This window comes from Micromonospora luteifusca, from assembly GCF_016907275.1.
GTDB lineage: Bacteria > Actinomycetota > Actinomycetes > Mycobacteriales > Micromonosporaceae > Micromonospora > Micromonospora luteifusca.
Window position 1 is genome coordinate 6,596,360 of sequence record NZ_JAFBBP010000001.1, and the last position, 19,123, is coordinate 6,615,482.

Below are 19,123 nucleotides of genomic sequence, written 5' to 3' on the forward strand. Positions count from 1 at the left end.
CGCGGGGTTGGAATGCCGGCCCCGGCCCGGTCGTTGCAGTCCCCACGAACGACCGCCCGGCACCACCTCGACGAGGTGCCGATGGGCGGGCCACCCCCCGGAATGACCCCGGCCCCCCGGTCGTTACACCCGGACCCGGCGCCGCAAGCCCCCCGCTTGTAGGCCGCCGATCCCGGCGCCATCGCTAGGCGCCGACCCCCTTTTAAGACTTTCCCCGCGTTTGTGCAGCGCCGGACGAGGTGCTCACACCCGGCACACCTTTCCCCTTATGGGTGTGTGGGTGTTCCTACCCCCGAAGGAGCTACCCCCATGAACACGATCATGCGTAAGAGCGTCCTGTCCGTTGCCGGTCTCGCGTTCGCCGGTGGTGTCTTCGCCGGTCCGATCGCCGCCCACGCCAACCCGGCTGTGGATGCCAAGCCCGTCGCTGTGGCCGTGCAGGCCGACAAGCCCGACATGAGCAAGTTGATCCCGCACGGCACGCAGGGTGATCAGTCGCGCATCACGTTGAACGACGAGCAGACCGCCAACGCGAAGGCGATCATCGCCGCGACGAAGAAGGCTGGTCTGCCGGAGCGGGCCGCGGTCATCTCGATCGCCACCAGCCTGCAGGAGTCGAAGCTGGAGAACCTGGGTCACCTGGGTGACATGAACGACCACGACTCGCTGGGCCTGTTCCAGCAGCGCCCCAGCTCGGGTTGGGGCACCCCGGAACAGATCACCGACCCCGCCTACTCCACCACCGCGTTCCTCAAGGGCCTGCGGCAGATCGACGGGTGGCAGGACATGCCCCTGACCCAGGCCGCGCAGACCGTCCAGGTCTCCGCTTACCCGGACGCCTACGCCCAGTGGGAGCAGCAGGCCGCCGACCTCGTCGGCCAGCACTGGAACAGCTGACCACCGCACCACCCGAACGACACTGCCGATGGCCGGCACCCCCAACCCGGGGTGCCGGCCATCGGCATACCCAGACCCCCGCAACCGCGCCAGCCCCGTCCGCCCTGCTCCAGCACTCGGTGAGCCCTGGTCGATGACCCTGCCGGAAGCGCTGCGGCGACGGGTGGACGTGAGCGTACAGTCGTGCGGTGGAGCGTACTGAATCAATGCTGGCGCAGACCCGACCACCTGGCGTGGCCGACGTCGATCCCGGCAGTGTGCTGTTGCCCGGCCACGATGTGCCGTTGGGGCGGTACACGACTGTGCGGCGGCTGCTGCCGCAACGCCCCCGCCGGATGGTCGGCGCCTGGTGTTTCGTGGACCATTTTGGGCCCGACGATGTGGCGGAGCGGCCGGGCATGGAGGTGCCGCCGCACCCGCACACCGGCCTGCAGACGGTGACCTGGCTGCTGGAGGGTGAGATCCTGCACCGGGACAGCCTCGGCAACGTCCAGCCGATCCGGCCCGGTCAGCTGAACGTGATGACATCGGGGAACGGCATCGCCCACTCCGAGCGGTCACCGGCCACCCGTCCGCCGGTGATGCACGGCGTGCAGCTCTGGGTGGCACTGCCGGACCCGGCGAGAGCGGGGTCCGCCGATTTCGCCCACCACGCCGACCTGCCGCGCTGGCGTGACGGTGACCTGGACGTCACCCTGCTGGTCGGCGAGTTCGCCGGGCGGCGGTCGCCGGCGGTCGTGCACACGCCGCTCGTCGGTGTGCAGCTGGAGCTGGGTGGCGAGGCGCCGACCACGCTGTCGCTGCGGCCCGATTTCGAGTACGCCGTGCTGGCGATGTCCGGTTCCGCTGAGGCCGCCGGGGTGGGGTTCGAGCCAGGGGCGCTGCTCTACCTGGGCTCGGGTCGCCGCGAGGTGACCGTGCGTGGCGGGGCCGGGGCGCGGTTGCTGCTGCTGGGCGGTACGCCGTTCGAGGAGCCGTTGGTGATGTGGTGGAACTTCGTCGGTCGCTCGCACGAGGAGGTCGTTGCCGCCCGGGAGGACTGGATGGCTGGTGACCGACGCTTCGGTGTGGTCGCCGACGATCCGGCGCCGCCGCTGCCAGCGCCCGCCCTGCCCACCACCCGCCTCAAGGCCCGCGACCGCACTGGCGGCCTGCACGGCTGAAGGGGCACGTGTGTGACCGACAGCCGCGCGGGTAGTCGCCGACATGCCGACCACTTTGATCACTCCGGTGGAGGACCGGAAGCGCCTGGCGCGCCGGCTCGCCGGTAGCGGACGGGGCTTCGCCGAGCAGTACGGCTTCCGGGTGACCAACAACCCGGCGAGCCTGTTCCAGGTCCTCTACCTGGCAGTGCTGCTGGCCCGCCGTGGCGACTTCCGGCGGGCGTTGGACGGCGCGCGTGCGTTGCGCGACGAGGGATGGGACAGCGCCGCCCGACTGGCTCGTTCGCTGCATGAGGACCGGGTGCGGGTGCTGCGTGCCAACGGCCAGCGCGGTGACGTGGACGCGTTGGCCGACGTGTTGGGTGACCTGGCCCGGGTGGTGGTCGAGCGGTACCGGGGCGATCTGCGCCGGCTGCGGGCGGTGGCGCATCACGACCCGGCCCGGGAACGGACACTCCTCGCTCAGCTTCCGGGCGTGGACGATCAGGTCGTCGACCTGTTTCTCCGCGAGGCACAGGCGCTGTGGCGGGAGGTGGCCCCGGTCGCGGACCGGCGGGCGTTGGCGGCGGCGCGTCGGCTCGGGCTGGGCAGGTCGGCGGACGATCTGGCCGGTCTGGCCAGCGGCGAGTCGGAGCAGTTGGCCTGGCTGGTGGGGGCGCTGGCGCGGGTCGACCTGGAACACCGGTACGCGGAGGTGACCGGTCGACCATGACGTGCCCTGGCCCACACTTCGCCGAAATCTAACCAAACGGAGGATGTTCTGTCGTATGGTTGGACCCGGCAGTGCTGGCCGCTCGGTTCGAGCGGGCATCCACCGCCTGGTGACCGCGACTGGTTCAGACGCGGTTCACCGCCTGGGCAGGTTTGCGTGGCGCCCTAGGTCGCGGTTCGTGACCAGGGGCGCCCGCCTGTCCCGGCGGTTTTTTCGGCCCCGCCCCGTGTCGCTTTCCAGGGCAGACGCCGCACCTCACACCAAGCACCGCCGCGCAGCGCGTGCCAGCCCGGCCGGTCAGCGCCAGGCCCGCGCCGCCACTCAGCGCGCCAGCCCGGCCAGCAGGTTCACGGTCACGGCGATGATGAAGGCGCCGAACAGGTACGACACCATCGAGTGCCGCAGCACCGTGCGACGCATCTCGTTGCTGGTCAGGTTGGTGTCGGAGACCTGGAACGTTGCCCCGATGGTGAACGCGACGTACGCGAAGTCGGAGTAGCGCGGCGGTTCGGGCTGGTTGAAGTTCACCCCGCCGTCCGGGCCGGTGTAGTAGATCCGGGCGTATCGGGCGGCGAACACGGTGTGCACCACGAACCAGGAGAGCACCACGCTGAGGACACCCAGGCCGCTGTGTACTTCGCGACTGAGGCCGGGTGGCGCGCTCTGCGCGCTGGCCACGACCAGCCCGACGGCGAGCAGGCTGGCCAGGCAGGCGACGAGCAGCAGCGCGTCCCGGACCGCCCGGTTCGGGTCCTCGTGGACGGCCAGCCGGGCGGTCCGTTCGGCGTCCATCGGCCAGATCTTGTGCCAGACCAGCACGAGCCAGCTCAGCGCGCCCACGTCCCAGCCGGCCAGCGCGGCGAGGGGCAGTGGCAGCAGCAGTGCGAAGAGGCAGCCGGCGATGACGCCGACCCCCGCCACCACGGCCAGTTGCATCGCCGCAGCCGGGAATCGCATGCCCGGGGGCCGGGATGGCTGGCCGGCGCGGGTCATCCGCGGGTCCGGGCTGTGGCCGCCACCGCCGGGTCAGATGCCGCGCAGGTGTTGCGAGACGCGGTTGTGCTTCTTGTCCCGGGCCTGCGCGGCACGCTGGGAGGGGCCCACCTCGGGCGCCGCCTCGATGCCGGCGGAGCGGGCCACTTCGTTGCCGTTGGCGTAGTCCACCGGCGGCAGGGCGCGCAACGCCTTCAGCACGTCCGGCGGGGCGCCTTCCCGCTCGGCCTCGCGGACCACGTCGTTCTTCTCGGCCGGGTAGTCCAGGCTCGACAGGTACTGCAGGACGTCGGCGTAGCTCGCCATGGCATGGGCTCCCTCGGGGCATCGATGTGGTCACGACCGGCGGCGGTTACCCGCCCGCCGGCCGGTCACGCCCGCCCCGGCGGAGGAATCCTGGCGCCGTTTCCAGCCGGCCGCCGCGGGTACCCGCAGGCGCCGACGTGAGTCCAAGGGAGTACGCGATGAACTACGACACCTTCATCGACCAGGTTTCCCAGCGCACCGCGACGTCGTCCGAGCGGGCGGTCGAGCTGACCCGGGCCGTGTTGGAGACGTTCGCCGAGCGGCTGACCGGTGGTGAGGTTTTGGACCTGGCCGCCCAACTGCCCCAGCCGCTGCAACTGGTGCTCAAACCGAGCCCGAGCACCGAACAGGCGGACAGGTTCGGGGCGGCCGAGTTCGTCGCCCGCGTCGCGTTGCGCGCACACGTGGAGGAGCCCGCCGCTCGTGACGCCGCACGAGCGGTTTTCACCACTTTGCGCGAGGCGATCACCGGCGGTGAGTTCGATGATGTGGTCACCCAACTGCCGCGTGACTATCGGGGCCTGGTGGAGCAGGCGATGGCCCCGGGCGCGACGTTGCGCCGCGCCTGACCGCGCCTCTTCCCGGGGCGCGCACAGCGGTTGATCAGGGCAACCATCGATGTCCCGCTTGGCATGGCGATTCGGCCTGGCCTAACCTTGTCGTGCGAGGGGAGTACTTCCCACGAATCATTCCGGTCAGTACGGCGCGCCCGGCGCGCCTCGGGTGGTTGCCCATCAGGTGATGGGTGAAGGAGACCTCGAACATGACGGTGTTCGAGGAGACCCCAATGAGCGAAGTGTCGTACCTGTCCGCCGCCAGTGACCTGTCGTCGGTGGGCACGCCCACGCTGTGGGCGGTGACCATCGTCGGCGTCATTCTGCTGCTGGTGCTGGATTTCCTGGTCACGCGCCGCCCGCACGAGGTGTCCATGCGGGAGGCGATCGGCTGGTCGGCGTTCTACATCGCGCTGCCGCTCGCGTTCGGCGGTTGGCTCTGGTCCCGCTACGGCTCCGAGCAGGGCGTGCAGTACCTGACCGGTTACCTGGTGGAGAAGTCCCTCTCGGTCGACAACCTCTTCGTCTTCATGTTGCTGCTGGCCGCGTTCGCGGTGCCGGCCGTGCTCGCCCAGCGGGTGCTGCTCTACGGCATCGCCGGCGCGCTGGTGCTGCGGGCCGTCTTCATCGCGCTCGGCGCGGCGGCGTTGCAGACCCTCGACTTCGCCTTCCTGCTCTTCGCGATCATTCTCATCGCCACGGCGGTGAAGCTGCTGCGTGACGCCATGTCCGGGCATCAGCAGGAAGTCGACATCAACAAGATGCGCTCGGTGAAACTGCTGCGCAAATTCATGCCGGTGGTCGACGACTACCACGGCACCAGGATGACCGTCCGGCAGGGCGCGAAGCGGGCGCTCACGCCGTTCGCCCTGGTGGTGGTCGCGGTGCTGGCCACCGACATCGTCTTCGCGGTCGACTCGGTGCCGGCCGTCTACGGCATCACCGAGGACCCGTACCTGGTCTTCGCCACCAACGCGTTCGCCCTGCTCGGCCTGCGGGCGCTCTACTTCGTCCTGCACGCGGCGCTGAGCCGGCTGGTGCACCTCAGTTACGGCCTGGCCATCATCCTGGCGTTCATCGGCCTCAAGCTTGGTCTGCACTGGGCGCACGGCATCTGGGACAGCGTGCCGCAGATCCCCACCCTGGCCTCGCTCGGCGTGATCATCGGTGTGTTGGCGGTGGTCACCCTGACCAGCCTGCGCGCCACCCGGGGTGGCGACGTGCCCGAGGAGCGTGAGGTCGTCGCGGAGCGGCACTGACCGCGCCCGGACGGCAAGGAGGTACGCCGGAAAGCTCCCGGACCGGCCGACGCGGGTGGTACGACTGTGCAATGGGAATCGTGTCACCGGGCTTTCAGGGTCGGCCCCGAACACAGGAGCCGGCCCTGCCACCCGGTCAATACCTGACCGAGGACTTTCCGGTGCTCTCGGCCGGGCCGACGCCCCGGGTGTCCCTGGACACCTGGGAGTTCGTCATCGCCGCCGAGAACGGCAGCGAGTACCGGTGGTCGTGGCAGGAGCTGATGGCCCTGCCGCAGGAGACGCCACTGGTGGACATCCACTGCGTCACCCGCTGGTCGAAGCTCGGCACGACCTGGCAGGGCGTCTCACTGGACACGCTGCTCGACGGCGTCGACACCGGAGCGCACTTCGCGCTCGCGCACTCCTACGGCGGGTACACCACCAACCTGCCGCTGGACGACCTGCGCGGCGGCCGGGCCTGGGTGGTGCACACCTTCGACGGCGCTCCGCTGCCCGCCGAGCACGGTGGGCCGGCGCGGCTGCTGGTGCCGCACCTCTACTTCTGGAAATCCGCCAAGTGGGTGCGCGGCATCCGGCTCAAGACGATGGACGAGCCGGGGTTCTGGGAGACCGCCGGATACCACGACTACGGCGACCCCTGGCGCGAACAGCGGTACCAGGGTGACTGAGCGCGCCGTGGCGACGAGCACTCCGCGGACGGCCAATCGGTGGCAGGTCGGCCGCCTGGTGGAGCGCCGGGTGGAGACACCGACCGCGCAGACCCTGGTGCTGGAGGTGCCGGACTGGCCGGGGCACCTGCCCGGGCAGCACGTCGACCTGCGGCTGACCGCCCCGGACGGTTACCAGGCGGCACGGTCGTACTCCGTTGCCGGGCCCGTGGTGGACGGCCCGGGTGGCCCGCGCATCGAGGTGACCGTCCAGCGGGTGCACGACGGAGAGGTGTCCCCGTACCTCATCGATGTCTTTGGTGACGGCGACCCGGTGGAGGTCCGCGGACCGCTCGGTGGGTGGTTCATCTGGCGGCCGGAGGAGACCGCGCCGGTGCAGTTGGTCGCCGGTGGCTCCGGCATCGTGCCGCTGATGGCGATGATCCGCGCCCGACGGGCAACCGGCAGCAAGGCGCCGTTCCGGCTGATCTACTCGGTGCGCACCCCGCGCGACGTCATCTACGCCGACGAGCTGCGCCGCCGGATCCGCGACGACTTCGGCCTGGACATCGCGTACGTCTACACGCGCGAGGCACCCGAGGGTTGGCGCGGCGAGCCGCACCGGATCGGCCTTGCCGATGTCAACACGCACGGTTGGCCGCCGGACCTGCAACCGCTCACCTACGTCTGCGGCCCGACCGGGTTCGTGGAGACCGTGGCGGACCTGCTGGTGGGGCTGGGCCACCCGTCGCGGCGGGTCAAGACCGAACGTTTCGGCCCCACCGGCTGACCGCCCGCTCGCTCACGCAAGGTCGAGGAGATCCAATGACCGAGATGTCGTACCTGGACGGCAATATGCTCGACGGCCCGATGCACGAGTTGTTCACCGTCGACCTGAGCACCGCGGTGGGTCGCTGCGAAAACTGTGGGATGACCGGCTCGATGGCCAGCCTGCACGTCTACTCGCACGCACCCGGCCTCGTCGCCCGCTGCCCGTCCTGTGAGGCGGTGATGCTGCGTCTGGTCCGTGGGCCCGACCGGGCCTGGCTGGACATGCGCGGCACGACCTATCTCCAGGTGCCGATGCCGATGGAGCAGACGTTCCCCGGTCCGCTCTGACGGATCGCTCAAGCATGACGTGTCGGTAGGCCGTCGACGGCCTTGTGGCGCTCGGGTGGCGTCACGATACTGCGGTTGTGTGGGCAACCATCTCGACTCTGCTGGCCACCTACCTTGTCCTGCGGCAGTTCGGTGTCGCCGAGGAGCGTGCGGCGGACTGGGCGGGCGCCGCGGCGGTGGTGGTCGCCGTGTTGGTGCTCTGGCGTGCGGTGCGTCACAACGTGCCGTCGACAATGGAGCCCGTGCCGCGTTCGACGCTGGCACGTCGCGTGCTGGCGCTGGTCGCCCTGACCTGGTTCGGCAACGCCATGGTGGGCGGGCTCGTTGCTGGTTTCGTGCCGTTGACTCCGCCCGGCGGTTCTCCTGATGACGCAACCGCCCTTGCCGCTCGCCTGCACACGACCGTGGCGCTGCCCATCATCCTGATCATCATCTTTCAGATCGGACGTCTGTCCGCGATGTGGCTGGCCGTCGGGAAACCCCTCCGGTGGCTCGCAATGATCTCCGTGGCCCCGGCCCTGGTCGCGATAGCGCTGCACCCTGCGTTGGTCGCCTTTTCCGACAACCGCGGCACGATCCCAGTGGGAAGCCTCGCCGAGAGACTTCCCAGCCTGGGCGTCGTAACCGTCTTGATCTACTGCGCCCTGACGCTGGGCAACCTGAGCAGGCGAGAAGAGCTGAGCCAGCAACCCGCCTCCGCGTTGTCTGCCGACGCCAGCCAGGATTGATGTGTTCACCGGTACTGGCCGACGTCCCGTCGCCGAGGAACCACCGTGCACCGGTCGATGGCGGGATACGCCGCCAGCGGTCCGGCTGGTCGTGTCGATCGCCGTGCTGGTCTTCGCCTACGGCAGCCTGGTGCACGTCGTCCAGTTGCTCATGCCCCAGTTCGGGCCGCAGCTCGCCCTGCCCGGGTGGCTCACCGTCTATTTCGCGTCGCTGACGCTCTGGGACCCGTTGGCGGCGCTGCTCTTGGCCGCTCGCCGGGTGGAGGGCCTGGCGCTGGGCTGCGTTGTGTTGACGACGGACGCGGCCGCGAACTGGTACGCCAACTACGTGCTGGACGCGGCGGTCGGCGTCACCCCGGGCCGGATCGGGCAGGCGGTCATCACCGCGCTCGCCGTCGCTCTCGTCGCACTCACCCCGTGCTTGGCCCCGTGGTTCGCCCGGTCCAAGGTCCAGCGCCGCTGAGTCAGCCCGGTGGTGGCGAGACGATGGTGCGGCGGAACGGGGTCCAGCCGACGAACCGCGCGAACATCGCCTGCGGGCCGGGCGCCTCATCGGGGTTGAGTCGGTAGAGGTCGCGGGTGGCCTCGTGCAGTTGCCCGCACAGGTAGATGGCCAGGCCGATCAGGTCATGCTCGTGTTCGGCCTTGAGCACCAGCCGGGCGGTTGCGCAGGGCCACGGGCCACCACAGGCCCGGCAGCACCACATCGGCCGCAGCGGGGTGTGCGGCGGCGATCCAGTCGGCCGGGGCGGTCCGCTCATCGACGTCACCATGAATCAACCTCCGTGAACGTGGGGGAGGGGCCGCCGCGGTACCCAGGTGAAGCGGGCCGGACGCGGCCGGCACGTGCGTGACCGGCCATTGTGGCCGGACCGTCAGGCGGCAGAGGATCCGTCGATGGGGGTACCGGTACGTGCGGCCCGCGCGGCGCCCCAGTCGTACAGCGCCTGCAAAACCGGGGCCAGGCTCAGTCCTTCCTCGGTGAGCCGGTACTCGACATGAGGTGGTGTGGTCTCGTGGTCGTGTCGCAGGACGAGCCCGTCGGCCTCCAACTCGCGCAGACGCTGGGTCAGCATCTTCTCGCTGACGCCTGGCATCCGGCGGCGCAGTTCGCCATAGCGGTGTACGCCCTCCTTGAGATGGGCCATGATCACCGGTCGCCATTTTCCGCCGACAACGTCGACGGCGAGTTCCACCGGGCAGTGGTATCGCTTGGGCATCGTGGTCTCCCTTGGCACGAACCAGATGGTGCGTACTTGATCTGCGCCCCTGCGGGTGTTGGGCTGTAGCCATGGTCATCGAGTACATCAGGTACCGCGTGCCGCAGGACCGGCTGGACGGCTTCGAAGCGGCGTACGAGCGGGCCGCTGGCGCGCTACGTGCCGCGCCGCAGTGTGTGGACTACGAGTTGAGCCGCTGCCTGGACGACCCCGCCAGCTACCTGCTGCGCATCACCTGGACCTCAGTGGACGAGCACCTGTTGGGGTTTCGGGGCAGCCCGGTGTTCGGGCAGTTCTTCGCCGCGATCAAGCCGTACGTCGAGGACATCCAGGAGATGCGGCACTACGCCCGGACGTCGGTTGCCGGCCCTGGTGGCGCCGCGCCCCCGAACTTGTACGAGTGGGCCGGCGGCACCGACGCGTTCATGAAGCTCTGTGATGCCTTCTACCGCCTGGTCCTCTCCGACGACCTGCTCGCGCCGATGTTCGCACACATGCACCCCGACCATGCCCGGCATGTAGCGGTATGGCTTGCCGAGGTCTTCGGCGGACCGGCAACCTACACGTCGGAGCACGGCGGCTACCGCCACATGCTCAGCCAGCACCTGGGCAAGGCGATCAGCGAGGCGCAGCGTCGGCGGTGGGTCAACTTGATGATGGACGCTGCCGACGAGATCGGCCTACCCGATGATCCGGAGTTTCGCGCCGCCTTCGCGAGCTACCTCGAGTGGGGCACCCGGTTGGCGGTAAGCAATTCTCAACCCGACGCAGACCCGATCCGGCAGGCGCCGGTCCCACGCTGGGGCTGGGGGGTGGCCCCGCCCTACCTGGGATGACCCACAGGCAACGGAGATGGCCTACTGCGCGGTGCCGGTGAGCAGCCACCGTCGGACGGGGATCTCCAGGAGAACCCGCTCGCTTCCCGGATCGACAGGCGCGCTGACGTCCCAGCCGCCGTACTTGCTGGCGAACGCCTCGACGACAGTGCTCGGGAACCCGCTCCGGTGCACTCGGGCCGAGCCCTCCGCCACGACGGGTGCGTCCCCGCCCTCCAGGGCCAGGGACACCCGTGGGTCGGCCATCACGTTGCGGACCTTGACGCTGCGGCCGTCGCAGCCGATCCACCAGATTCCGACGAGGTGGACGAACCAGACCGGCGTGAGGTGCGGGGAGCCGTCGCGCCGCAACGTACACAGCCAGACGTTCAACTCTCGCGCCAGTCGCACCTCGACGTCGGCCGGAGGAACCGAGGGGGTTTGGTCCACCCGACCAGTGGATCACACGGGTGATGGTTGGGGCGGTCGGTGGCATGATCGACACCACTTCGCCGAGGTTGGTGTGTCAACCGCCTCGGATACCGCAATGTCGGCGATCTGGAGTGGACCTTGCCGGAGGGGTGGGTCGGTCTGGGCCCACCGCGACCGCCCCCGGTGCCGGCCGACGTCTCATCGCCGGCCGGCACCGCCCTTCCGGTGAACCGGGCGGGTCAGAGCTGGTTGCCGCCACCGTCGACGAAGACCTCGGCGCCGGTCATGAAGCTGCTCTGGTCGGAGGCGAGGAACAGCGCCACGTTGGCGATCTCCTCCGGCTGGCCCATCCGGCCCATCGGCACGCCGGCGGCGAGCATCTCCAGCAGCGCGGGAGCCTCCTCCGGGGTGGCGGCCAGCCCGGCGACGCCCGGCGTTTCGGTCGAGCCCGGAACGAGGGTGTTGACCCGGATCCCGCGGCCGGTCAGCTCGGCGGCCCAGGTGCGACCGAACGAGCGGACGGCGGCCTTGGAGGCGGCGTAGACCCCGAACGCGGGGGTGCCCTTGGTCGCCGCGGTCGAGCCGGTCAGGATGACCGAAGCGCCGTCGTTCAGCACCGGCAGGGCCTTCTGCACGGTGAACATGGTGCCTCGTACGTTGCGGTCGAAGATGTCCGCGTAGTGCTCGACGCTGATCGCACCCAGGGGTGCGAACTCACCTCCGCCGGCGTTGGCGAACAGCACGTCCAGACCAGCGCCGCGGGCGGTGACCGCATCGATGACACGGTCGAGGTCGTCGAGGTTGCTCACGTCGCTGCGGATCCCCGTGGCGTTCGGGCCGATGGCCCTGACGGCCTCGTCCAGCTGCTGCTGGCGGCGGCCGGTGACGAAGACGTGGGCGCCTTCGGCCGCGAAGCGGCGGGCCGCTGCCAAGCCGATACCGGTGGTACCACCGGTGACGAGGGCGGTCTTGCCGTTGAGCTGTGCCATGTGTCGTACTCCTTGAACTTGATGGTTGGGTTGGGGTTGGGTTCGGCGCCCGGGCTAGTCGGTGCCCGGCGTGTGAGGGGTGAAGCGGGGTAGCAGCGTGGCCAGTTCCCGCCACTGCTGCCGCGGCAGGTCGGCGTTGGCGTCGGGCCGCAGGACGTGCAGGGTGACGTGATCGGCGCCGGCGTCCAGGTGCGCCTGGATGCGGTCGGCGACGTCGTCGAGGTCTCCCCAGGCGACGAGGGCGTCGATGAGCCGGTCACTGCCGCCCGGGATCAGGTCTTCCTCGCCGTAGCCGAGGCGGGCCAGGTTGGAGCGGTAGGCGGGGAAGCCGATGAACATCCCGATACCGTCCCGGGCGGCCGCCCGCGCCCGGCTCGGGTCCCGGTCCAGGACGACCGCCAGGTGCGGGGCGACAAGTGGGGCCTCGCCCACGCGTGCCCGTTGCGCCGCCGAGTACTCGGGGGTCACGAGGAACGGGTGCCAACCGGAGGTACGCGCGGTGGCCAGATCGACCATCTTCGGACCCAGCGCGCCGAGAAGGCGCCGGTCGGCCGGGATCGGGTGGGATGCGGCGTCGAGGCCGTCGAGGAAGCGACGCATCGAGGCGGTGGGTTTGCCGTAGTCCTGCCCGGCGTTGGCGGCGGAATGGGCGTTGCTGACACCGAGGCCCAGCACCGCCCTTGGGCCGTACGCCGAATCCAGCGCGGCCCACCGGCTCCCCAACGTGGTCGGGTCCTGACCCCACATCGACAGCACGCCCAGGGCGACGGTGGCGCGTGGTGCGGCGGCGAGCAGGTGCTCGACGTCGTCCAGCGCACCCGGGCCGTCGAGGCCCGGGATCCAGAGGGCGGGAAAGCCGAGCTCATCCAGCTCGGCGGCGGCCTCGCGGACCTCGGGTCGGGCTGCCCCGCGCAGCTCCATGCTCCAGATTCCGACCGGGCCGAGCGTGCGCTTCACGTTGTTCACGGCGACTCCCTTCAGCCTTCTGTACCGCTCGGTATGGAAGTAACCTAGCAGCGTCCACCGCCATTCCCCAAACTTTTGTACCGATCGGTTTGGGTGGCGGTAGGCTTGGCACCGCGAGGGGGTGGACGACATGACACAAACCGGACGACCACGGGGTTTCGACACCCAACAGGCCCTGGACCGGGCAATGGAGGTGTTCTGGCGGCATGGCTACGAGGGCGCGTCACTGACGGAGTTGACCGCCGCCATGGGCATCAACAAGCCCAGCCTCTACGCCGCATTCGGTAACAAGGAGGGCCTGTTCCGCAAGGTGGTGGCCCGATACGCGGACGTCGAGATGGCGTACGCGCGCGACGCGCTGGACCAGCCCACCGCCCAGGAGGTGGCGGCGGTGCTGCTACGGGAAAACGTGGTAGCGCTGACCCGACCGGACCGTCCCGCCGGATGCCTCTCCGTCCAGGGCGGCACGGCCTGCGGCACCGAGAACACGGCCATCTCCGAATTTCTGGCGGCCAGCCGGCTGACCGGTGAGCAGGCCCTGGCGGCCCGCTTCGCCCGCGCCGTCGATGAGGGCGACCTGCCACCGGCGGTCGACCCCACCGCCCTGGCCCGTTTCCTCAGCGTCGTCACCGAAGGCCACGCCGTGCACGCGGCAGCCGGTGTCGGGCGCAGCCAACTGGAACAGTCGGCCGAGATAGCCCTGCGCGCCTTCACCGCCGCGGCGTACCTCACCGCGTGACCCGAAACTCGGGTGCGGTCGACCTGGCACACCCCTAGGCTCCCGCTCCAACGGCTGACACGGCCCCCGGTCGGATGGGAGATGAGCGGAGCGATGACGGCACACCTGTTCGCGATCAGCTTCGACGCGAGCGAGCCTCGGCGGCTCGCGCAGTTCTGGTCCGGGCTCCTGGGGCGGGAGATCGTCGACGATCCACACGACGGCGTCCTGCTCCCGCCCACCAAGGACACCGGGTTCCACATCCGCTTCGCCGCGAACCAGCAGCCGAAGGTCGTCCAGAACCGGATGCACTTCGACCTGACGAGCAGCTCGCTGGAGGACCAGCGGCAGACGGTGGCCAGGGCACTGGAACTCGGCGCGCGGCACACCGACATCGGGCAGGGCCCGGAGATCGATCATGTGGTGCTCGCCGACCCCGAGGGCAACGAGTTCGACGTCATCGCGCCGGGCAACAACTTCCTCGCCGGCTGCGGGTTCATCGGTGCGCTGGCCTGCGACGGATCGCAGCAGGTCGGATACTTCTGGAGCGAGGCGCTGGGGTGGCCGCTGGTCTGGGACCAGGACGAGGAGACCGCGATCCAGTCACCGAACGGCGGCACGAAGATCACGTGGGGCGGTCCGCCGTACATGTCGAACGGAGGCAGGGATCGGGTGCGGTTCGACCTCGCGCCAGACCCCGACGTCGACCCGCAGGTAGAGGTCGACCGTCTGCTCTCGCTCGGAGCGACCCGGGTCGACACCGACGCGGCGGCCGGCCGGTTGGTGCTGGCCGATCCCGACGGCGCCGAGTTCGGCCTGCTGACATCTCGTTAGCCCGCAGCCGCTGCGGATCCTCACGATCGTGCTCGATCAACGATGTAGTGGCCACGGGCGCGGCCGGATGCCACTACAACCTGGTTCGGGTGTGATCCTGCCCGACTCGCCGGCACCAGTTGGACAACGGCGGCACCGGTCGGTCAGAGTGTTCGGCCGTGAGATACCTGCGTACCGGTGGTCCGGCCGCGATCCGGCGACCCCGGCCCACCGACACCGACGAGTTCGTCGCCGCCGTGCGGCGCAGTCGGGACCTGCACCACCCGTGGTTGGCCGCGCCGGCCACCCCCGAGGAGTACGACAGCTACCTGAGGCGGATCCGGCGCCGCGACAGTGCCGGTTACCTGATCTGTGACCGGGCCAGCGGCGAGATCGCCGGCTACGTGAACATCAGCGGGATCGTGCTGGGTGCGCTGCGCGGTGGTTACCTGGGGTATGCGGCGTTCCAGCCGTACAGCGGCACCGGGCACGCCTCGGCGGGTGTCGCCCTGGTGATCGACCACGCGTTCCACTCGGTCGGGCTGCACCGCCTGGAGGCGAACATCCAGCCGGGCAACGAGCCGTCCCGGCGAGTGGCCCGCAAGCTCGGTTTCCGGCTGGAGGGCTTCTCGCCGGACTACCTGTTCATCGACGGCGCCTGGCGTGACCACGAGCGTTGGGCGATCACCGCGCCAGCGGCGACCTGACCGCGACGACGCTCGTCATACCGGCCGACAATTCGGCGCGAAAAGCCGCAATAGCGCATAGACGCAATGACGGCGGTCAACGGATATGATCCGGCTCCATTACCCTTAGCTAAGTGACGTTCAGCCATGGCAACGAGCGATGGCCGGTCCGTGTCCGTAGTGAGCACGGCGAGGTTCTGGGCGCCGGGATGGCGTTGGATGAGCGCCGCGTCCTGACCTGCGCCCACGTCGTCAGCGCCGGCGGCGACACGGAGTCACCCAGCACCGAGCCGACCTGGCCGGTCCATGTCGACCTGGTCGGCCAGTCGGTCAGCCGGACGGTGCCGGCCCGGGTGGTGCCGGGTTGCTGGTGGCCACCCACCCACGACGGGCGGGGCGACATCGCGTTGCTCGAGCTGGAGGAACCCGCGCCGCAGGGCCCCTTCGCGCCGCTGCGCCGGATGCGGCGGACCTGGGACCGCCGCGTCATCATGTACGGCTTCCCGGAAACGCTGGAACACGGCGTATTTGTCGAGGCCCGGCTCACCGGCCGGTCCGGGGCGGGACGGGAACGGATCCAGATGGTCTCGGCGACCACCGGCCCCCAGGTCAGCCGCGGCTTCAGCGGCGCGGCGGTCGTCGACGCCGACACCGGGCACGTCGTCGGAATGGTGGTCAGCACGTACCAGGATGGCGACCACGACCGGGACGTGATCGGCGGCGGCGACCCGGGCAGCGGTCTGTCGTGGATGATCCCGGTCGAGACGATCCTGAGCCGCCTTTCCTGGATCCGCGACCAGGTGCCCGGAGAGTCGTCGGTCGACCTCAGCTTCCGCTCGGCCGAGGAGACTCCGGCGGACCCGAGGGTCGCCCGCCAACTCGTGGACTTTTTCGGTCGCCAGCTGCCCGGCAACGTGCTGGTCATCGTCATCAACCACCGCGATTCCGGCGTCGCTGCGGCGGTGCGTCAGGCCGCCGTGCTGTCCAGTCGGGAGCTTCGACCACCGATCGACCCGCACCAGGACGTCGTCGCCCCGCCGATCGGCAGCATCGACCTTGCGGTGGATGCCGCGGACAAGAGCACGAAGGACGTGTCCCAACGGATCGCCGACTGGGCCGGGGCGGCCGACGCCGCGACCACGGTGCCGGACATCGACCGGGCCATCGAGACGACGCCGCGCTCGATCATCATCAACAACATCGACGAGGCCGCCGAACCCGAGACACTCCTCTCCGAGGTGGTGCTTCCTCTGGTCGACCAGGCTCCCACGCGGGACCTGCGGATGCTGCTGACCTTCCGCGGCGAGTCGATCCCGCTGCGCACCACTCTGCTGGCGAGTCGCGTCGCTGGCCTGCAGACCGCCGAGGAGGCCGCCCGCCGGGCGTACCGGAGGGCAGCCGTCGTGGTCGCCGACGTGCCCCGGCCGCAGCCCGTGGCGACCGAGCTGCGGATCCAGCTGACCAAGCTGCGGGCCGCGGCCGCCACCACCGACGGCGACACCCTGGCCGCCCTCCTTGCCTCGACCGAGCGGGCCACCGACCGGGCGCTGCGCAGGGCCGAGTCGATCCGGCGGGAGATCGTGGCACGGGAGGATCTCTGGTCCGAGCTTCGCGGCCGGCTGGGCGCCTATCTCGCGATGGCCGTGCAACACGGGTTTTCCGAGGATGCCGCGCTCGGCACGTCGTACCGGCACGCGCACGAACTGCTCCTGGCCGCGCCGTGCGACCTGGCGGTCGCCGAGGTGGCGGTACGCCAGTACGCCGAGGCGGTCGCACAGCGAGTTGGCGGTCCGCGCGGAGGGAGCGGTTCTTGACACCATGCAACTGGCTAGGCTGCACCGGCACCGTCGACGAGACCGGTTTCTGTGACCTCTGCGGTCTGGCGCCACTCCCCACCGACAGCGCCAAGCCTGCGGCGGCCACGTCCAGGTCGGCCACCCGGGACGTCTGGACGGTGGCCAGTCTCGTCTCCCTGCCGGTGCTGACCTTCTCGCCCGCCGACGCGGCCACCGAACCGCTCCGGGTGCCCGACGAGTTGCGGGTCTGCGCCAGGAATCACCCGGTCGGTCGCAGCCGGGGTGGTCGACCCGGTCGGGACCGGGGTTTCTGCCCCTACTGCCCGACCCCGACGCCGTTCAACTTCCTTCCCGGCCTGCAACCGGGCGATCTTGTCGCCGGGCGGTACAAGGTGGTCCGCTGTGTGGCCCGCGGCGGTCAGGGCTGGGTCTATCTCGCCCACGACACCCACAAGGATCAGATCGACGTCGCGTTGAAGGGTGTGTTGCACGCCGAGGACGAGGCATCCCTGAAGGCCGCGGTCGAGGAGCGGCAGTTCCTCAACACACTGGACCACCCGAACATCGTCCGGAGCACCGACTTCGCCACCCACGACGACCCGGTCGCGGGTCCGACCGGCTACATCGTGATGGACTACCTCGACGGCATGTCGTTGCACAAGCTGCAGGCCGCCGCCAAGGACCCTCGGCAGCCGGATGTCGCGCTGCCGATCGACCACATCCTCGCCTACGGTCACGAGATCCTCGCCGCGCTCGACTATCTGCACCGGCGCGGGCTGCTCTACACCGACATGAAGCCCGACAACGTGATGCGGACCGCCGACCGGATCAAGGTGATCGACCTGGGCGGGGTCCGCAAGGCCGACAGCGGGTCCGAGCGGATCGTCCACTCCGTCGGCTTCTCGGTGAGCAAGACGGAATACCAGACCCGGGGGGCGAGCGAGCGCTCCGACCTGTTCGCCCTCGGTCGTATGTTGGAGGAGCTGTACCGGCACCGCACGCCCGGGCCGGACACGCCCGGTGCAGACCCGGACGCCCTCGGCATCGAGTCGTTCCGCCGGCTCGTCGCCCGGGCGGTCCGCCCGGACTGGGACCGGCGGTTCGCCTCCGCCGTCGAGATGTCCGAGCAGCTCCTCGGGGTGCTGCGGGAGATCCTGGCGGGCCAGCCGGACCGGCGTCAGCCCGAGCCGATCTCGCTCTTCCAACCCGCCGCCCAACTGCTGGACGCGGGCCTCGGGCTGGTCCCACCACTGCACACCTGGATCGGTGCGGTCGACAGCACCATCCTGGACGACGGCCGTCCCACCTCCGTCGACGTGGCCCTCGGCCTGCCGGTGCCGCGACCCGACCCGGACGACCCGGCCGTCAACGTGCTCCGCACTGTCGACGCGTCGGACGCGCAGGCGCTGCTGGGTGAGCTCGCCATGGTCGAACAGACATCGGTGGAGATCGAGTTGAGTCGGTGCCGGGCACACCTCGCGCTGGCCGATCTCGCCGCGGCCGCCGCGGCGTTGTCCGCCGCAGAGACGTTGCCCAGCACCCAGCCCGACGTCGACTGGCGGATCGCCTGGCACCGTGGGCTGCTCGCGCTCGCCGACGACCGGATCGACGTGGCGGGGCGGCAGTTCGACGTGGTCTACGGCGACATCCCGGGGGAGGTCGCCCCGAAGCTCGCGCTGGGCTATTGCGCCGAGCGGGGCGGCGACGACGCGCGGGCGGCCCGCTACTACGCAGCGGTCTGGTTGCGAGACCCGTTCCAGGCCAGCGCCGCGTTCGGGCTGGCCCGGCTCCGCCTGGCGGCGACCGACCGGGCCGGGGCTGTCGCCGTACTCGACGAGGTTCCGGCGCTCTCCCGGCACCACGACGCCGCCCGGGTCGCCGCGGTGCGTGTTCTGTCGTCCCGGTTGCCCGGCGGCCCACCCACCGCCCGCGAGGTCGACCAGGCCGTGCACCGGCTGACCGGGCTGGATCTCGACGGCGAGTCGCGTGACCGGCTGACCACGGCGATCCGGGAGATGGCGCTCGACCTGGTTCGTGCCGGAGCCGCCGCCGACCTGACCGGCGGCCCGGCGCTGGGTGAGCCGCCGACCGAGCGTGTCATCCGTGAGTTGCTGGAGAACTCGTACCGGGCCCTGGGCCAGCAGGCGCAACACGTCGATGTCCCCGAGCCCGTGGCGGTGCGGTCAGGCCGCTCTCGGCTGGTCGGTCGCACCGGCGACGCCGCCCGTCGCGCCGCGCACGACGTGCTCATCGACCGGGCGAACGCCGTCCGACCCCGCACCCGATGGTGACCGAACCGACCCGGAA

The 19,123-nt window shown here is 70.3% G+C and carries 23 protein-coding genes; 16 read left to right on the forward strand and 7 right to left on the reverse strand.

What is annotated here, in order from left to right:
• Window positions 1-309 precede the first annotated feature (309 nt).
• From JOD64_RS29785 to JOD64_RS29795, 3 genes are all read left to right on the forward strand, one after another.
• Entirely contained in the window at window positions 310-897 is a 588-nt protein-coding gene (locus JOD64_RS29785; protein ID WP_204945307.1) for a hypothetical protein, read from the forward strand.
• 188 nt (window positions 898-1,085) lie between these two features.
• A complete protein-coding gene (locus JOD64_RS29790; RefSeq protein WP_204945308.1) occupies window positions 1,086-2,060 on the forward strand; it encodes a pirin family protein in 975 nt (324 codons plus the stop codon).
• 43 nt (window positions 2,061-2,103) lie between these two features.
• The gene (locus tag JOD64_RS29795) at window positions 2,104-2,772 is read left to right on the forward strand and encodes a hypothetical protein (RefSeq protein WP_204945309.1); all 669 of its coding nucleotides are present in this window, start codon (window positions 2,104-2,106) and stop codon (window positions 2,770-2,772) included.
• A 321-nt stretch (window positions 2,773-3,093) separates the two neighbouring features.
• Here the strand turns inward: JOD64_RS29795 and JOD64_RS29800 are convergent, their stop codons facing one another.
• Together JOD64_RS29800 and JOD64_RS29805 are read right to left on the reverse strand one after the other, a co-directional pair.
• A complete protein-coding gene (locus JOD64_RS29800; RefSeq protein ID WP_204945310.1) occupies window positions 3,094-3,708 on the reverse strand; it encodes a DUF1345 domain-containing protein in 615 nt (204 codons plus the stop codon).
• 90 nt (window positions 3,709-3,798) lie between these two features.
• Window positions 3,799-4,071: a DUF2795 domain-containing protein gene (locus tag JOD64_RS29805; protein WP_204945311.1), complete on the reverse strand. Its 273-nt coding sequence runs from the start codon at window positions 4,069-4,071 to the stop codon at window positions 3,799-3,801.
• Window positions 4,072-4,229: 158 nt separating this feature from the next.
• Here JOD64_RS29805 and JOD64_RS29810 point away from each other — a divergent pair, with 158 nt between their 5' ends.
• The 7 genes from JOD64_RS29810 (at window position 4,230) to JOD64_RS29840 (ending at window position 8,844) form a co-directional block, all read left to right on the forward strand.
• Window positions 4,230-4,640 carry a DUF2267 domain-containing protein gene (locus JOD64_RS29810; protein ID WP_204945312.1) on the forward strand — a complete coding sequence of 137 codons (411 nt, stop codon included), beginning with the start codon at window positions 4,230-4,232 and terminating at the stop codon, window positions 4,638-4,640.
• A 218-nt stretch (window positions 4,641-4,858) separates the two neighbouring features.
• Window positions 4,859-5,884 carry a TerC family protein gene (locus JOD64_RS29815; RefSeq protein WP_204946321.1) on the forward strand — a complete coding sequence of 342 codons (1,026 nt, stop codon included), beginning with the start codon at window positions 4,859-4,861 and terminating at the stop codon, window positions 5,882-5,884.
• A gap of 71 nt (window positions 5,885-5,955) precedes the next feature.
• Window positions 5,956-6,555 (forward strand): sulfite oxidase-like oxidoreductase, encoded by a 600-nt coding sequence (locus tag JOD64_RS29820; RefSeq protein ID WP_204945313.1) that lies wholly within the window; start codon window positions 5,956-5,958, stop codon window positions 6,553-6,555.
• A gap of 7 nt (window positions 6,556-6,562) precedes the next feature.
• On the forward strand, window positions 6,563-7,324 hold the full coding sequence (locus JOD64_RS29825) for a ferredoxin reductase (RefSeq protein ID WP_204946322.1): 762 nt from the start codon (window positions 6,563-6,565) through the stop codon (window positions 7,322-7,324).
• Window positions 7,325-7,359: 35 nt separating this feature from the next.
• The gene (locus tag JOD64_RS29830) at window positions 7,360-7,653 is read left to right on the forward strand and encodes a DUF6510 family protein (RefSeq protein WP_204945314.1); all 294 of its coding nucleotides are present in this window, start codon (window positions 7,360-7,362) and stop codon (window positions 7,651-7,653) included.
• 77 nt (window positions 7,654-7,730) lie between these two features.
• The gene (locus JOD64_RS29835; RefSeq protein ID WP_204945315.1) at window positions 7,731-8,381 is read left to right on the forward strand and encodes a hypothetical protein; all 651 of its coding nucleotides are present in this window, start codon (window positions 7,731-7,733) and stop codon (window positions 8,379-8,381) included.
• Between the two features lies 1 nt (window position 8,382).
• Window positions 8,383-8,844 carry a hypothetical protein gene (locus tag JOD64_RS29840; protein ID WP_204945316.1) on the forward strand — a complete coding sequence of 154 codons (462 nt, stop codon included), beginning with the start codon at window positions 8,383-8,385 and terminating at the stop codon, window positions 8,842-8,844.
• A gap of 1 nt (window position 8,845) precedes the next feature.
• Here JOD64_RS29840 and JOD64_RS29845 read toward each other — a convergent pair whose 3' ends face one another.
• Window positions 8,846-9,142, reverse strand: coding sequence for a hypothetical protein (locus JOD64_RS29845; RefSeq protein ID WP_204945317.1), 297 nt, complete (start codon window positions 9,140-9,142; stop codon window positions 8,846-8,848).
• A 114-nt stretch (window positions 9,143-9,256) separates the two neighbouring features.
• On the reverse strand, window positions 9,257-9,601 hold the full coding sequence (locus JOD64_RS29850) for a winged helix-turn-helix transcriptional regulator (protein WP_204945318.1): 345 nt from the start codon (window positions 9,599-9,601) through the stop codon (window positions 9,257-9,259).
• A gap of 71 nt (window positions 9,602-9,672) precedes the next feature.
• Between JOD64_RS29850 and JOD64_RS29855 the strand changes: the two genes are divergently transcribed.
• Window positions 9,673-10,437, forward strand: coding sequence for a group II truncated hemoglobin (locus tag JOD64_RS29855; RefSeq protein ID WP_204945319.1), 765 nt, complete (start codon window positions 9,673-9,675; stop codon window positions 10,435-10,437).
• A 21-nt stretch (window positions 10,438-10,458) separates the two neighbouring features.
• Here the strand turns inward: JOD64_RS29855 and JOD64_RS29860 are convergent, their stop codons facing one another.
• The 3 genes from JOD64_RS29860 to JOD64_RS29870 form a co-directional block, all read right to left on the reverse strand.
• Window positions 10,459-10,866 carry a pyridoxamine 5'-phosphate oxidase family protein gene (locus tag JOD64_RS29860; RefSeq protein WP_204945320.1) on the reverse strand — a complete coding sequence of 136 codons (408 nt, stop codon included), beginning with the start codon at window positions 10,864-10,866 and terminating at the stop codon, window positions 10,459-10,461.
• Window positions 10,867-11,087: 221 nt separating this feature from the next.
• Window positions 11,088-11,837, reverse strand: coding sequence for an SDR family oxidoreductase (locus JOD64_RS29865; RefSeq protein ID WP_204945321.1), 750 nt, complete (start codon window positions 11,835-11,837; stop codon window positions 11,088-11,090).
• Window positions 11,838-11,891: 54 nt separating this feature from the next.
• The gene (locus JOD64_RS29870) at window positions 11,892-12,803 is read right to left on the reverse strand and encodes a TIGR03620 family F420-dependent LLM class oxidoreductase (protein WP_307813808.1); all 912 of its coding nucleotides are present in this window, start codon (window positions 12,801-12,803) and stop codon (window positions 11,892-11,894) included.
• 130 nt (window positions 12,804-12,933) lie between these two features.
• On the opposite strand from JOD64_RS29870, the gene JOD64_RS29875 reads away from it, so the two are divergent.
• From JOD64_RS29875 to JOD64_RS29895, 5 genes are all read left to right on the forward strand, one after another.
• The gene (locus JOD64_RS29875; protein WP_204945323.1) at window positions 12,934-13,542 is read left to right on the forward strand and encodes a TetR/AcrR family transcriptional regulator; all 609 of its coding nucleotides are present in this window, start codon (window positions 12,934-12,936) and stop codon (window positions 13,540-13,542) included.
• Between the two features lie 93 nt (window positions 13,543-13,635).
• Window positions 13,636-14,355, forward strand: coding sequence for a VOC family protein (locus JOD64_RS29880; protein WP_204946323.1), 720 nt, complete (start codon window positions 13,636-13,638; stop codon window positions 14,353-14,355).
• A gap of 158 nt (window positions 14,356-14,513) precedes the next feature.
• Entirely contained in the window at window positions 14,514-15,041 is a 528-nt protein-coding gene (locus JOD64_RS29885) for a GNAT family N-acetyltransferase (RefSeq protein ID WP_307813810.1), read from the forward strand.
• Window positions 15,042-15,154: 113 nt separating this feature from the next.
• Window positions 15,155-16,834: a S1 family peptidase gene (locus JOD64_RS29890; RefSeq protein WP_204945325.1), complete on the forward strand. Its 1,680-nt coding sequence runs from the start codon at window positions 15,155-15,157 to the stop codon at window positions 16,832-16,834.
• Window positions 16,831-19,107, forward strand: coding sequence for a serine/threonine-protein kinase (locus JOD64_RS29895; RefSeq protein ID WP_204945326.1), 2,277 nt, complete (start codon window positions 16,831-16,833; stop codon window positions 19,105-19,107). The genes JOD64_RS29890 and JOD64_RS29895 overlap by 4 nt, the downstream gene beginning before the upstream one ends.
• The last annotated feature ends 16 nt before the right edge of the window (window positions 19,108-19,123 follow it).

Excerpts from the sequence above, each read along its gene's own strand:
- JOD64_RS29810 (WP_204945312.1), top strand. The coding sequence starts at position 4,230 with ATGAACTACGACACCTTCATCGACCAGGTTTCCCAGCGCACCGCGACG.
- JOD64_RS29875 (WP_204945323.1), top strand. The coding sequence starts at position 12,934 with ATGACACAAACCGGACGACCACGGGGTTTCGACACCCAACAGGCCCTG.
- JOD64_RS29805 (WP_204945311.1), bottom strand. The coding sequence starts at position 4,071 with ATGGCGAGCTACGCCGACGTCCTGCAGTACCTGTCGAGCCTGGACTAC.
- JOD64_RS29785 (WP_204945307.1), top strand. The coding sequence starts at position 310 with ATGAACACGATCATGCGTAAGAGCGTCCTGTCCGTTGCCGGTCTCGCG.
- JOD64_RS29830 (WP_204945314.1), top strand. The coding sequence starts at position 7,360 with ATGACCGAGATGTCGTACCTGGACGGCAATATGCTCGACGGCCCGATG.
- JOD64_RS29795 (WP_204945309.1), top strand. The coding sequence starts at position 2,104 with ATGCCGACCACTTTGATCACTCCGGTGGAGGACCGGAAGCGCCTGGCG.
- JOD64_RS29820 (WP_204945313.1), top strand. The coding sequence starts at position 5,956 with ATGGGAATCGTGTCACCGGGCTTTCAGGGTCGGCCCCGAACACAGGAG.
- JOD64_RS29865 (WP_204945321.1), bottom strand. The coding sequence starts at position 11,837 with ATGGCACAGCTCAACGGCAAGACCGCCCTCGTCACCGGTGGTACCACC.
- JOD64_RS29800 (WP_204945310.1), bottom strand. The coding sequence starts at position 3,708 with ATGCAACTGGCCGTGGTGGCGGGGGTCGGCGTCATCGCCGGCTGCCTC.
- JOD64_RS29880 (WP_204946323.1), top strand. The coding sequence starts at position 13,636 with ATGACGGCACACCTGTTCGCGATCAGCTTCGACGCGAGCGAGCCTCGG.
- JOD64_RS29845 (WP_204945317.1), bottom strand. The coding sequence starts at position 9,142 with ATGAGCGGACCGCCCCGGCCGACTGGATCGCCGCCGCACACCCCGCTG.
- JOD64_RS29855 (WP_204945319.1), top strand. The coding sequence starts at position 9,673 with ATGGTCATCGAGTACATCAGGTACCGCGTGCCGCAGGACCGGCTGGAC.
- JOD64_RS29815 (WP_204946321.1), top strand. The coding sequence starts at position 4,859 with ATGAGCGAAGTGTCGTACCTGTCCGCCGCCAGTGACCTGTCGTCGGTG.
- JOD64_RS29850 (WP_204945318.1), bottom strand. The coding sequence starts at position 9,601 with ATGCCCAAGCGATACCACTGCCCGGTGGAACTCGCCGTCGACGTTGTC.